This window comes from Nocardia noduli, from assembly GCF_019038455.1.
Classification (GTDB): Bacteria; Actinomycetota; Actinomycetes; order Mycobacteriales; family Mycobacteriaceae; genus Nocardia; species Nocardia noduli.
On the sequence record NZ_JAFMPL010000002.1, the window covers coordinates 74,357 to 88,184 of the forward strand.

General features: G+C 67.1%; 12 protein-coding genes. 6 read left to right on the forward strand and 6 right to left on the reverse strand.

Features of this window, described 5'->3' with window-relative positions:
- Nucleotides 1-8: 8 nt before the first annotated feature.
- The 4 genes from JZ792_RS02340 to JZ792_RS02355 all read right to left on the reverse strand — a co-directional run bounded on the left by JZ792_RS02340 (nt 9) and on the right by JZ792_RS02355 (nt 3,769).
- Nucleotides 9-803, reverse strand: coding sequence for an MlaE family ABC transporter permease (locus tag JZ792_RS02340; RefSeq protein WP_216906336.1), 795 nt, complete (start codon nt 801-803; stop codon nt 9-11).
- Nucleotides 804-852: 49 nt separating this feature from the next.
- The gene (locus tag JZ792_RS02345) at nt 853-2,349 is read right to left on the reverse strand and encodes an aldehyde dehydrogenase family protein (RefSeq protein ID WP_216906338.1); all 1,497 of its coding nucleotides are present in this window, start codon (nt 2,347-2,349) and stop codon (nt 853-855) included.
- A 311-nt stretch (nt 2,350-2,660) separates the two neighbouring features.
- Nucleotides 2,661-3,167 (reverse strand): hypothetical protein, encoded by a 507-nt coding sequence (locus JZ792_RS02350; RefSeq protein WP_216906340.1) that lies wholly within the window; start codon nt 3,165-3,167, stop codon nt 2,661-2,663.
- Entirely contained in the window at nt 3,164-3,769 is a 606-nt protein-coding gene (locus JZ792_RS02355; protein ID WP_109524151.1) for a TetR/AcrR family transcriptional regulator, read from the reverse strand. The genes JZ792_RS02350 and JZ792_RS02355 overlap by 4 nt, the downstream gene beginning before the upstream one ends.
- A gap of 439 nt (nt 3,770-4,208) precedes the next feature.
- On the opposite strand from JZ792_RS02355, the gene JZ792_RS02360 reads away from it, so the two are divergent.
- The 6 genes from JZ792_RS02360 (at nt 4,209) to JZ792_RS02385 (ending at nt 11,738) form a co-directional block, all read left to right on the forward strand.
- Nucleotides 4,209-5,378, forward strand: coding sequence for an amidohydrolase family protein (locus tag JZ792_RS02360; RefSeq protein ID WP_216906342.1), 1,170 nt, complete (start codon nt 4,209-4,211; stop codon nt 5,376-5,378).
- Nucleotides 5,379-5,411: 33 nt separating this feature from the next.
- Entirely contained in the window at nt 5,412-6,647 is a 1,236-nt protein-coding gene (locus JZ792_RS02365; RefSeq protein WP_109524149.1) for a M24 family metallopeptidase, read from the forward strand.
- Nucleotides 6,637-7,758, forward strand: coding sequence for a M24 family metallopeptidase (locus JZ792_RS02370; RefSeq protein ID WP_216906344.1), 1,122 nt, complete (start codon nt 6,637-6,639; stop codon nt 7,756-7,758). The genes JZ792_RS02365 and JZ792_RS02370 overlap by 11 nt, the downstream gene beginning before the upstream one ends.
- Before the next feature lie 8 nt (nt 7,759-7,766).
- Nucleotides 7,767-8,813: an enoyl-CoA hydratase/isomerase family protein gene (locus JZ792_RS02375; protein ID WP_216906346.1), complete on the forward strand. Its 1,047-nt coding sequence runs from the start codon at nt 7,767-7,769 to the stop codon at nt 8,811-8,813.
- Nucleotides 8,814-8,849: 36 nt separating this feature from the next.
- Nucleotides 8,850-11,318 (forward strand): CaiB/BaiF CoA transferase family protein, encoded by a 2,469-nt coding sequence (locus JZ792_RS02380; protein WP_216906348.1) that lies wholly within the window; start codon nt 8,850-8,852, stop codon nt 11,316-11,318.
- 114 nt (nt 11,319-11,432) lie between these two features.
- Nucleotides 11,433-11,738, forward strand: coding sequence for a hypothetical protein (locus JZ792_RS02385; protein WP_216906350.1), 306 nt, complete (start codon nt 11,433-11,435; stop codon nt 11,736-11,738).
- A gap of 120 nt (nt 11,739-11,858) precedes the next feature.
- On the opposite strand, the gene dmpG is transcribed toward JZ792_RS02385, so the two are convergent.
- Nucleotides 11,859-12,902 (reverse strand): 4-hydroxy-2-oxovalerate aldolase, encoded by a 1,044-nt coding sequence (gene dmpG / locus JZ792_RS02390; protein ID WP_109524144.1) that lies wholly within the window; start codon nt 12,900-12,902, stop codon nt 11,859-11,861.
- Nucleotides 12,899-13,816, reverse strand: a complete 918-nt coding sequence (locus JZ792_RS02395) for an acetaldehyde dehydrogenase (acetylating) (RefSeq protein WP_216906353.1) — start codon at nt 13,814-13,816, stop codon at nt 12,899-12,901. The genes dmpG and JZ792_RS02395 overlap by 4 nt, the downstream gene beginning before the upstream one ends.
- Nucleotides 13,817-13,828: the final 12 nt, after the last annotated feature.

Consider the following 13,828-nt stretch of genomic DNA (forward strand, 5'->3'; position numbering starts at 1 on the left):
TGTGCTCCTCAGCGCACCGTCATCTGGATACCGATGGCGGTGACGACGACATTGATGACGAACAGCGACATGAACGCGTACACAACGGTTTCGTTGACCGCGTTGCCGACCGCCTTCGCCCCGCCGGTCACGATCAGCCCGCGATAGCAGGCGACCAGACCGGCGACGAGACCGAACAGCAGTGCCTTGATCGAGGAGATGATGACCTCGTTGATCCCCGTCAGCAGGGTGATTCCGGCGGCGAAGGCGCCGGGATTGACGTCCTGGACGAACACCGAGAAGGCGTAGCCGCCGAGGATGCCGATGATGCAGACGAGATTGTTCAGCAGCAGCGCCACCAGTCCCGAGGCGAGCATGCGCGGGGTCACCAGTCGCTGCACCGGGTCGATGCCGAGGACCTGCATGGCGTCGATCTCCTCGCGGATGGTGCGCGAGCCGAGATCGGCGCACATCGCGGTGGCGCCGGAACCGGCCACGATCAGGACGGTCACCATCGGACCGACCTGGGTGACGGCCCCGAACGCCGCGCCCGCCCCGCTCAGATCCGCCGCGCCGAGTTCGCGCAGCAGGATATTGAGCGTGAAGCTGACCAGCACCGTGAACGGGATCGCGACCAGCAGCGTCGGCACCATCGAGACCCGGACGATGAACCAGGACTGTTCGAAGAACTCGCGGGTCTGGAAGGGCCGCCGGAACGCGAATTTGATCGCGTCGGCCGACATCGCGAACAACCCGCCCACCATCTGCAACGGTGTCCGGTAGCCGCGCGCGATCGCCGGAGACCACTTTCCCCCCGACGCCATCAGACCGCCGGTCCCCGGAGTGTGATCGTCACGGGATACCCGGGGGACCTCACGGGACCACCGTGGCGAAGGTTTTGCTCTCCAGGAATTCCTCCAGCCCCGCCCGGCCCATCTCGCGGCCGATGCCGGACTGTTTGTAACCGCCGAACGGGGTGTCGGGCGCGAAGTACATGCCTCCGTTGATCATGAACGCACCGGCGCGGATTCGGCGCGCGACCGCGAGCGCGCGGGCCTCGTCACCGCTGAAGACGCCGCCGGCCAGACCGTAGATCGAGTTGTTCGCGATCGCGACGGCATCGTCGTCACCGTCGTGCGGGATGACGACGAGGACCGGCCCGAAGATCTCCTCCTGGGCGATCTCGCTGTCGGGGTGCACATTCGTGAGCAGCGTCGGGGTGTAGAAGTAACCGGGGTCGACCCGCTCGCCACCGGTCACCAGGGTCGCGCCCGCCTCGATCGCGCGTCGGACCATGCCGTCGACCTTGTCGCGCTGTGCCTGGCTGATCAGCGGACCCATGTAGGTGTGCGGATGGGACGGATCGCCGTAGGGGATGTTGGAGAAACCGTTGGCGACCAGTTCCACGATCTCGTCGTGGTGCTGCCTGGGCACGATCAGCCGCGTGGTCAGCGCGCAGCCCTGCCCCGCGTGCGAGGCCATGCTGAACGCCGAGAACATCGCGGGCGCCGTGAAATCGGCGTCGTCGAGCACGACCATGGCCGATTTGCCGCCGAGTTCGAGGAAGACCTTCTTGACCGTCTCGCTGGCCGCCGCCATGATGCGGCGTCCGGTCGCGGTCGACCCGGTGAAGGTGATCATGTCGACGCCGCTGTGGAAGGTCAGCGCGCGCCCGACCGCGGCCTCGGAGGAACTGAGCACGTTCACCACACCCGCGGGGATATCGGTGTGCTCGGCGATCAATTCGCCGAGCCACAGGGTGACCAGCGGGGTGTCCGGCGCCGCCTTGAGGACGACCGTGCAGCCCGCCGCCAGCGCGGGAGCGAGTTTCGCGAGGGCGAGCTGGGTCGGATAGTTGTAGGCGATGATCGCCGCCACCACACCGGCGGCTTCCTTCTCGACCCACCGCCGGTGTTTCATGCCGCGCGACTCTATCTCGCCGAGTTCCTCGCTGAACGGGTAGTCGCGCAGCAGATCGGCGTAGTAGCGCACGATCTCGAACGGACCTTCCACCTGCGGTCCCGGTGTCAACAGCCGGGCCGCGCCGACTTCGGCGATGGTCAGCTCGCGCAATTCCTCTTTGTTGTCGTGCAGCGCCCGGTACAGCTGGTCCAGGCAGTGCAGGCGGAATTTCGCGTCGGTCGACCAGGTGGTGGTGTCGAACGCGCGGCGCGCGGCCTCGACGGCGGCCTCGGCGTCCTCGACCGTGGCGTCGGGCGCGTGCCCGAGAACCGTTGCGGTCGCGGGATTCATCGTCGGGAACGTCGTGGCGGCCCCGACGAGTTTGCCGTCGATCAACAGCCTGCGTTCGCGCGCCGGGGACTGCCCCGCGGCGGCCGCCTGGTCTGTGCTGGTTTCGGAGTGCATCATCAGCCCCACTCGAGATTCGATGAAAATGCCATTCTCATTCGTGAACAGGGTCACATCTCTCATCCGAGAATTCAATACCCGTGAGAGATGGATTTCCCTGGTGGACGCGCGTAAGTGGTCGGTTGGACGGTGCACGGACACGCGGGGACGGCGCGCGGGCCGCGTCCGGTGACGGGGCGGTCCGCACGCTGCCCGGAAAATCGCCGTCCGTGAGACGGACAGCCGGAAGTTACCGGGGTACAGCGGCTTTCACGGCGCGATCTCCGAGATGGACTACCGGAGATCGCCGCACGCGAGGAGATCGTGGCGGATCAGCCCACGGGGCTGAGGTCCGCACCGACGGGAGGATGATCGAGGACACCGCTGCGGAACAGTTCCGTCGAACCGACCGCGGACATCGGGACCGCACCCGCGGCGAGCGCGTGCGCCTTGAAGGCCTGGGCTGCGAGGCTGAGCCGGTGCAGCACCGGATCGACGCCGTGGTCACTGCCCAGCGGCCAGCCCTCGCCCCAGACGACGACCTCGATTCCGCCGTGGCCCAACGCTTTCAGCAGTCCGCTGCGCGCACGGGAGTCGAGTTCGCAGATATCGGCGGCCACCGCGAGCGCCTGCGGCCTGCGACCGCGACCACCCCCGGCGAGTACCGATTCCAGGTCCAGCATCTCCGCCCCGAGGATCTGGAGCGGCCGGGTGTCCTCGGCGCGGGGAACCATGACGGTGACGTCCCAGCCCGCCACCGCGCGGTCGAACAGCCAGCCGCCCGCGTTCTGCACCACGTCGGCGACGCTGGTGCCGACGACGTCGAGGCGATACCTCATGACTTCGCTACCGGGGCGAAGTCCTGAGCCAGCGACCTCGTGTACTCGTTGAACACCTCGGTGAGCGGGATCGTGTGATCGAGCAGCCATGAGAGCTCCATTCCATTGATGAAGGCGACGATTTCCACAGCCCGAATGTCAGGATCCAAATCGGTCCGGAATCGTCCGATCTCCTGGTGGTGACGGATGGTCTCGGCGACGATGTCGACGGCGACCTTCCACCTGTTGAGGAGCCGGTCGTGGAGGGGAGCCTCGGGCAGCAGGTTCTCCACCAGTAATACGACGAACGTGCCCACCAGTTCCGGTGAGCGCTCGATGCGATCGGCGACCTTGCGAATTTCTTCGATCAGGTCACCGGTCAGGTCGGAGACGGCGGCGTCGTCCGCGTCACGTGCATCGAGTACGGCATGCAGCAACTGCTCCTTCGACTGGAAATGGTGCAGGAGTCCCGCCGGGGTGACCCCGGCCTCCCGTGCGATCTGCGCGAGTGTCGTACTGCGCCAACCGCTGCGGGTGAGCATCCGCTGGGCGACAGCCAAGATGCGTTGCCGACGATCCTCACCCTTGGCGAGCAAGGATTCGTACGGGCGCGGTGATGTCATTGCGAACCCCGTTCAACTAACCTAGTGAACATACGGTAGGCCGGTTTCGACCCTGTGACAAGGGTCTCAGGCGTCCGAATTATCAGCATTCGTCACACGGCGGTTCGCGCGGCGCGCCGCGCATTCCACACGGTGCGCAAACACCTACCGAGCCATCTTATTCTCATTTATGGAAATGCCATTCTCATTGCTTGAGCTGGCATTATCTCTCCGCAAATTTTACAGTTCCGAGAGTCTGCACAACTGAAAATGAAAATGTCATTCCCCTCAAATGGAATCGCGTCTATCATCTGGTTGGTACGCCGCTCCCGCGGCACCTGACGCGGTGCGCGTCCTCGGACGGCCCGACGCGAGTCGACGCACACCGCACCGATCGACGGTCCGCACGCGCGCAGATATGACACGTTCCGCGACGACTCACTCCCCCTGGAGGCTCACGATGTCGGTTTCCACCAGCAGCCCCTCGCTGTATCCCCCCGGCGGTTTCGCACCGCCCAAGGATCGGCGTGGACATACCGAGGGCAACGTCGGCCTGCCCGAGGGCACCGAGGTGTTCTCGGCCGACAACCACATCTCACTGGCGGACGACATCTTCTTCGAGCGCTTCCCCGAGGGGATGAAGGACCGCGCACCGCGGGTCTGGTACGAAGACGGCGCCTGGATGCTGGGACGCAAGGGGAAGTCTTTCGTCGCAGGCGATTTCAGCCACGTGCTGATGCAGTACGACCCGCTGGCCGGTTCGGGCAGCGCCGATATGCCCGCGCGCGCCGCCGATCTGCGTGGCGACGGCATCGCCAAGGAACTCGCGTTCCCGAACGCGTTGCTCGCGCTGCTGTTCTACCCCGACACCGAGGTCCGCGAACTGTGTTTCCGCGTGTACAACGAGTACATCTCCCAGTTGCAGGAGGAGTCCGGGGGCTCGTTCTACGGCGTCGGCCTCATCAACTGGTGGGATGCCGACGGCGCGGCCAGGACCCTGAGCGAACTGAAGTCGTTGGGCCTGAGGACCTTCCTGCTCCCGCTCTCGGCAGGCAAGAACGGCGACGGTGAGCGGATCGATTACAGCAGCACCTCGATGATCCCGGTGTGGGACGCGATCGAGGAATCCGGCGTTCCGGTCTCCCACCACATCGGAGAGGCGCCACTGGCGGCACCCTGCGAGTTCAACAGCGTCGCGGTGGGCATGATGCACAACCTGGCGCCGTTCCGGGAGATGTTCGGCAAGTACATCTTCAGCGGAATCATCGACCGGCACCCGAGTCTGAGCATCGGCTGGTTCGAGGGCGGTATCAACTGGATTCCCGCGGCGCTCCAGGACGCCGAGCATCTGAACGCCTCCTACCATCACATGCTCAACCGTCCGGTGGAGCACGAGGTGCGCCACTACTGGGACAACAACATGCGCGCGTCGTTCATGGTCGACCCGCTCGGACTGTCGCTGGCCGACCAGATCGGCATCGACCGGATCATGTGGTCCTCCGACTATCCCCACAACGAAAGCACTTTCGGCTATTCGGAGAAGTCGTTGACGGCCGTCGTCGACGCGGTCGGCCCGGAAGCCGCCGCCAAGGTCGTCAGCGGCAACATCAAGGATTTCCTCGGCCTCTGAGCCGTGCCCGCCTCGGAAAGTGACGCACACTCTATGACAACGTTCGCGACCGCGACTCCCTCGTCCCTCGTCATACCGGATACCCCCGACCGTGCTCGGATGCGCAGGGAAACCGGCGCGCGCTTACGCGCATCAATGGCCGAACAGGGCGTCGACGCGCTGATCCTGCTGAACAACAGCAATGTCGCCTACGCGACCGGCACCAGCTGGCCGCTCGGCGACGCCGGCGTCTCCCACGTGGAACGTCCGGTCGCCGTGGTCGTCGCGGATGATCCGTGGCCGCACCTGTTCCTCCCGTTCCGGGAGGGCGCGGCCGAGGAGTCGGATCTGCCCGCCGACCACCTGCACGGCCCGGTGTATCTCGAATTCGACGAGGGCGTCGACACTTTCGTGGATCTGCTGCGCGAGATCGTGCCTGGCGGTGCGACCGTCGCGGTCGACGAATGCACCGGCGCGATGATGCGGGCGCCGCATCTGCTGTTCCCCGCGAGCCCGGCCCGCGACGCGGCCGCGGTGATCGGCCCGGCCAAACTGATCAAGACCCCCGACGAACTGTCCTGCATCCGCACCGCCTGCCGGATCACCGAGCAGGCGATCGTCGATGTGCAGGCGGCGCTGTCGCCGGGACGTCGTCAGATCGATCTGTCGGCGAGTTTCGTGCGCAGGGCCTTCGAGCTCGGCGCGACCGCGACCATGCTCGACGCCATCTGGCAGGTGATGCCGGATCGCAAACAGGACGGCGTCTGGACCACCCACGGTGATCTGGCCCTGCCGTTGCTGACCACCGAGCGCGAGCTGGCGGCGGGCGATGTGCTGTGGACCGATGTCAGCATCACCTACGGCGGCTACTGCTCGGATTTCGGGCGTACCTGGATCGTCGGACAGGATCCGACCCCGCGCCAGCAGGCGCAGTTCGAGCAGTGGCGGCACATCATGACCGCGGTGCTCGACAAACTGCGTCCCGGTAACACCGGCGCGGATCTCACCGCTGCGGCCATCGCGGCGAACGGCGGCACCCGTCCGTGGCTGCCGCATTTCTATCTGTCACACAGTATCGGCGTGAGCGCGGCGGAGATGCCCATGCTCGGCACCGATCTCGGCCAGGAATACGACGAGGGTTTCGTCCTGAAACCAGGCATGGTGCTCGTTTTCGAGCCCGTGGTCTGGGAGGACGGCACCGGCGGCTATCGAAGCGAGGAAATCGTGGTCATCACCGAAGAGGGCTGGACCGCCCTCACCGACTACCCCTATGCGCCCTATGGGAACTGAGGTACTGCCCGACGATCGCGCCCTGCGGCATGGGCGGCGCGATCGCGCACTGGCACAGATGCAAGCCCATGACCTGGATATCCTCGTGCTCGGACGACAGGCGAACGCCAGGTACGTCGCGGGAGCGCCACAGCTGTGGGTCGCGGGCACGCGACCGTTCGGCCCGGTGGCGACACTGGTCCGCAGCAGCGGTGACGTGCACCTGCTGAGTTCGTGGGACGAGGGCATTCCCGACGACATCCCGCACGAGCACCTGTACGGCCTGGCGTGGAATCCGATGACCCTGGTCGCCGTCCTGCGCGGCATCGAGGGCGCCGACACCGCGCAGCGGGTCGGCACCGACGCGCTGTCGCCCGGCTACGCGGCCCTGCTGCCGATGGCCTTCCCCAAGGCCGACATCGTCGACGGGGAACTCGCGATGCGGGCGGCGCGGCGGATCAAGACCGCGCCGGAGATCGAGATCCTGCGCGACGCGTTGCGGGTCGCGCAGACGGGTCTGGCGGCCGCCGTGGCCGAATTGCGCCCGGGCAGCACCGAACAGGATCTGACCGGCATCCTGCTGGAGGCGATGACCGCGGGCGGCATCAGCACGCCCGCGACCCAGGATTCGACCTGGGTGACGTCCAAGGAGCATCCGTGGCGCCGCGCCAGCGGTGACCGCACCGCGCGCGAGGGCGATCTGGTGGCCTTCTCCTCGAGTGTTCTCGGCGACGGGTACATCGGCGAGGTCGGCCGCACCATCCCGGTCGGCGAACCCGACGACGCCGCGCGCAAGCTGTATCGGCGCTCGGAGGCCCTGTGGTCGCGGCTGCTCGAGGCGTGCCGACCGGGAGCTCTCGCCTCCGATCTGCTGGCGGTCTACGAGCACGCGGGCGAACCGCTGCCGCCGATGCCGGTGGCGCGCGGACTCGGCATGGGCTTCGACACCCCGGTCGTCTCCCCGCATCTGCGGGCGACCGCCGCGGCCGAACAGCTGGAGCCCGGCATGGTTCTCGCCGTCACCGCGTACGTGTGGCAGTCGGGGGTCGGCGCGGTCTTCGGACGTGACGCGGTGCTCATCACCGACAGCGGTTGCGAGGTTCTCACCTCGAGCCCGTACTGGAAAGAGTAGGAGCCCCGATGCCCGGTTCCGACCGACCGTCGGCCGAAGAGATCATTCGCTACGAGAAGGATCCGAAGACCAGGATCGCGACGATCACCTTCGATCGGCCCGACCACCTCAACGCGCCGACCACGGCCGCGCGGCTGCGTTACGCCGATCTGATCCATCGCTCCAGCGTGGACGACGAGGTCAAGGTGCTCGTCATTCGCGGCGTCGGCGACGATCTCGGAACCGGCGCGGATCTGCCGGAATTCATGGAGATACAGGATTCCCCGGATCCGGGGCCGCGGCTGGGCGAGTACAAGATCGGCCCGGACGAGGTCGAGTACCCGCCGAAGGGTTCCTTCCGGCACGGCGCGACGATCAATCAGTGGTACGCCAACGCGCAGGCGGGGTGCCGGACGTTGCAGGAGTTCAAGAAGATCAGCATCCTGGAGGTGAAGGGCTACTGCTACGGCTGGCACTTCTATCAGGCCGCCGACGCCGATCTCGTGATCTCCTCCGACGACGCGCTGTTCGGACATCCGTCGTTCCGGTACTACGGCTGGGGTCCGCGCATGTGGACCTGGGTGCAGACCATGGGTATGCGCAGGTTCCAGGAGATGGTGTTCACGGGTCGGCCGTTCACGGCCTCGGAGATGTACGACTGCAATTTCCTCAACAAGGTCGTGCCGAGGGACGAACTGGAGGCCGAGACGGAGAAGTACGCGCTGGCCTGCGCCCGCACCCGCCCCACGGACACCGTGTTCATGCAGAAGGTGTTCTTCGAGATCATGAAGCAGCACCAGGGCGAGTACATGGGCAGCCTGCTCAGCGGCTTCTTCGAATCCATGGGTGGTTATGTCCGGCCGGACGACAACGACCTCATGCTCGACGACGCGATCAGCGGTGGACTCAACAACGCGGTCAAGGACGTCGACAGCAAGTACCCGCCCGACTTCCGGCTGAGCAAATCGGGGCGCAACGGTTCGGGCAAGACGGTTCCCGTGCGAAAGGCCGCGGCGAAGAAGGCACCCGCGCGCAGGCCCGCCGCGAAAAAGGCGACCGGGAAACAGGATTCGTGACCCGCGCGTTCACGCGGGAATGACAGGTGGAGTGAGATGGCGTCGAAACATGCCCCCGATACGTCGGCATCGCGGACCGAACCGCCGTTGAGCGGTGTCGTCGTCATCGATCTCTCGACCGGGATCGCCGGGGCCTACTGCACGAAACTGCTCGCCGAAGGCGGCGCGAAGGTCGTGAAAGTGGAACCGCCAGAGGGCGATCCGCTGCGACGGTGGTCGGCGTCGGGCGCGGATATCGCCGACGGGGACGACGGGGCGCTGTTCGCCTTCCTGAGCGGCACCAAGGACAGCGTGGTCGCCGACGTCGCCGTGGCGGGCGATCTCGATTTCCTCGCCTCGCTCCTGGCCGGGGCGGATGTGGTGGTGTGGTCGTCGGGGACATCGGTCTCCGATCATCCGCGCCTGTCCCCCACCGAGATCCGGCGCGAGCACCCCCACCTCGTCGTCACCACGATCACCCCGTTCGGGCTCGACGGCCCGTGGCGGGACCGGCCCGCGACGGAATTCACGCTCCAGGCGTGGTCCGGCGGGATCATGGGACTCGGGCGCGGCGCGCCCGATCGGGCTCCGGTGCACGTCGGCGGTCGCATCGGGGAATGGTTCGCGGGCGCTTACGCGTCCGCGGCCACCCTCACCTCGCGCATGCGCACCGCGGGCACCGATGTCGGCGAACTGGTGGATCTCGCGATACTGGAAACCCAGATCCTGAGTCTCACCTACTTCCCCGTCTCGTTCCACGAGGCGCTCGGGCGTCCGTTCCGCACACAGCGCAGGCTCAGCGTGCCCGGCGTGGCCTCGGCGGCCGACGGCATGGTCGCGCTCGGCTGCGGGACGGCCCAGCAGTGGTTCGATCTGTGCGCCATGGTCGGACATGCCGAATGGATCGACGAGGGCATCGCGCCGTCGATCACCGAGCGCGCCTCCGAGAAGGCGCCCGAGATCAACGGCTGGCTCGCCGAACAGACCGTGGCCGATATCCGTGATCTGGCAACGGCTTTCCGGATACCGAACGGGCCGGTCGCCAACGGGGAGAATGTCGCGCGGATGGATCATCATCGGGCGCGGGAGTTCTTCACGACCAATCCGCGCGACGGATTCACCCAGCCCGGTCGCCCCTTCCGCACCACGCCGGAACTCCTGCGCGGTCCCGGACCCGCCCCGCGCCTGGGCGAGCACACCGGACACTATCGAGCCGAACCACCGCGCCGTACGGTTCCCGACGCGGGAAGCGCGCCGGACCCGTTGCCGTTCCGCGAGTTGCGTGTCCTGGACCTGACCACTTTCTGGGCGGGACCGTCGTGCACCCACTATCTGGCCATGCTCGGCGCGGAGGTGATCCACGTGGAATCCGCGGCCCGCCCGGACGGCACCCGGCTCATCGCGGGCGTGCCGGTCACCGAGGACCAGTGGTGGGAGAAATCTCCGATCTTCTCCGGTCTCAACACCGGGAAGAAGGGCCTGACACTGGATTTCAGCACCGAACGCGGACGTGCACTGCTCGCCGAACTGGTCCGCGGCTGCGATGTGATCGTGGAGAACTACACCCCGCGCGTCCTGGAACAGATCGGCCTCGACTATCCGGCGGTGCGCGCGCTGCGCCCGGACGCGATCATGGTCAGGATGCCGGGTTTCGGGCTCGACGGCCCGTGGCGGGAGAATCCGGCCTTCGCCTACGTCATCGAGGACACCTCCGGCCTGACCTGGCTGACCGGTCATCCCGACATGAATCCGGTGGAGCCGTATTCCATCGGCGATCCGAACGCGGGCGTGCACGCGCTCAACGCGCTGCTGCTCGCGGTGGAACATCGCCGCCGCACCGGCGAAGGCGTGCTGGTCGAGGCGGCGATGGTCGAGGCGGCGCTCAATGTGACCGCCGAACAGGTCATCGAATACTCCGCCTACGGCGCGCTGCTCCAGCGCGCGGGCAATCGCGGACCGGCCGCAGCCCCCCAGAACCTGTATCGCACCGCCCAACCCGACGAATTCGGCGGCAACGACAGCTGGGTCGCGGTGGCGGTGGAAACCGACGCGCAGTGGTCGGCGCTGTGCGCGGCGCTCGGCGATCCGGCCTGGGCGATGGACACGGAACTGGCCGCCGCGGCGGGTCGGCGCGAACAGCACGACCTGATCGACAAACACCTGTCGGCCTGGTGCGGGACCCGCACGGCCGCCGAGATCGTCGAAATACTCTGGGGCGCGGGCGTTCCCGTGGCCGAGGTGATGCAGCCGCATCGGCAGGTGGAATTGGCCCAGCTCGAGTCACGCGGATTCTTCGAAGCCGTCGGACACCCGGTCAACCCGACCGCCCGACACAGCACGGTGCCGGTCCGATTCTCCCTGGGGCCGAACAGTTTCCACGCGCGACCCGCGCCACTGCTCGGTGAGCACAATCGGGAACTGCTGCGTGGGCTCGGGGTCGGCGAGGACGAGATCGCCGCGCTCGAGGCACAGGGCGTCATCGGCAACGCCCCCGCCCGCCACGACAGACCGGCCGCGTCGAAGTGAACATCACCCCGATCGCACGCTCGGAGGCATCGGCGACGCCGGCCCACCACCGCGATCGACCGAGGACCGCTGCCGAGATATCGGCCGCGACAGCGAGTTTGCGACGGGAGCACGATGGCCGACGGGACGGAACGAGCGTGGATCGACGCCGCCGAGAAGGTGTCTGCCGGAGTCACCGAGGGTATCGACTGTCCCGAGAATGGCGATGATGCCCTCCAGGTGACCTGGATGCCGGGTCCGATTCCGGCCGTCGGCGAATACGAACTCCACTGTCCGTCCTGCCAGGCGGTCCGATACCTGCGCGTCACGTGTATTCGAGCGGCCGATGACGACGGACCGATCTCGCCGTCGGCGGGCACGGTCGACGACGCGGTGGCCGGACGCGCGCCGTCGCCGAGCACCGAGCGGGTTCGGCCGTAGCGGGTTCGGCCGTAGCGGTGCCGGACGGCGCGGCGACGGACGCACGGTCCGGCGCCGCCCGGCTCGACGTTCGCGCGGCCTCCCGTCGCGAGGCCGCGCTAACGAATCCTCTCCTTCGCACTAACGCTCGGCGATATCGCCCGCCGCCGCGCGTTCGCGAACGATCTCCAGCGCGATATCGATCAACTGGTCCTCTTGACCGCCGATGAGTTTGCGCGCCCCCGCGCGGCGTAGCAACAGGGCGGCCGGGACGTCGTAGCGTTCGGCCTGGCGGATGGCGTGTTTGAGGAAGCTCGAGTACACACCCGCGTAACCCATGATCAGGGCGTTGCGGTCGAGTTGGCATTCGGCGGGCATCGCGGGACGGACCACGTCCTCGGCGGCGTCGGCGATATCGAAGAAATCGATACCGGTTTTCACGCCGATCTTGTCGAAGACTCCGATGAGCGCCTCCACCGGGGCGTTGCCCGCGCCCGCGCCGAAACGGCGGGTACTGCCGTCGATCTGCTTCGCGCCCGCGCGGACCGCAGCGACCGAATTCGCCACGCCCAGACCGAGATTCTCGTGGCCGTGGAAACCCACCTGCGCGTCGTCACCGAGTTCGGCGACCAAGGCGGCGACCCGGTCGCTGACACCTTCCAGGACCAGCGCGCCCGCCGAATCGACGACGTAGACGCACTGGCAGCCCGCGTCGGCCATGATCCGGGCCTGACCGGCGAGCCGTTCGGGAGTCACCGTATGCGACATCATGAGGAAGCCGACGGTCTCGAGACCCAGATCCCTGGCGAGGCCGAAATGCTGGATGGAGACGTCGGCCTCGGTGCAGTGGGTGGCGATGCGGCAGATGGTGCCGCCGTTGTCGCGCGCCTGCTCGATATCCTCCTTGGTGCCGACGCCGGGCAGCATGAGGAAGGCGATCTGCGCGTCGGTCACCGTCTCGGCCGCCAGCTTGATCAATTCCTGATCGGGCGTCTTGGAGAATCCGTAGTTGAACGACGACCCGCCGAGTCCGTCGCCGTGCGTCACCTCGATCACCGGCACGCCCGCGTCGTCGAGCGCGCGGACGATGGAATACACCTCGTCCCTGGTGAATTGGTGACGCTTGTGGTGCGAACCGTCCCGCAGGGAGGTGTCGGTGATCCGGATGTCCCAGATATCGCTCATCCCCGTACTCCTTCGTCCGTCGCGAACAGTTGTGCGGCGATCTCCTCGCCGACCTTGGTCGCCGCGGCCGTCATGATGTCGAGGTTGCCCGCGTAGGGCGGCAGGTAATCGCCCGCGCCCTCGACTTCGACGAAGGTCGTGACCAGCGCGTAGCCACCGGAGTTGACCGAGGGGTCGTCGAACTGCGGTTCGTTGAGCAGCCGGTAGCCGGTCACGTAGGTCTGCACGTCGGCGACGATCCGGTGGATCGAGGCCGCGATCGCGTCGCGGTCGGCGTCCTCGGGGATGGCGCAGAAGATGGTGTCGCGCATGATCATCGGCGGCTCGGCCGGGTTGAGCACGATGATGGCCTTACCGCGCGCGGCACCGCCGATCGTCTCGACGCCACGGCTGGTCGTCTTGGTGAATTCGTCGATATTGGCCCTGGTGCCCGGACCCGCCGAGGCCGAGGACACCGACGCCACGATCTCGGCGACGGGCACGTCGACCACGCGCGAGACCGCGTGCACGATCGGAATGGTCGCCTGTCCGCCGCAGGTGATCATGTTGACGTTCGGCGCGTCCAGGTGCGCGCGCAGATTGGCGGGCGGGATGACGGCGGGCCCCACCGCGGCCGGGGTCAGATCGATCACCCGGATCCCGGCCTCGGCGTAGCGGGGCGCGGCGGCGCGGTGCACATAGGCCGAGGTGGCCTCGAAGACCAGATCGGGCTTCTCCGACTGCGCGAGCAGCCAGTCGACACCCTTGTCACTGGTCTCCAGGCCCAGCGCACGGGCACGGGCCAGGCCCTCGCTGTCCGGATCGATGCCGACCATCCAGCGCGGTTCCAGCCGCTGCGACCGCAAGAGTTTGTACAACAGGTCGGTCCCGATATTTCCGGACCCGACTATGGCAACCGACGCTTTGGCCGTCATCGTGCTCCCTGT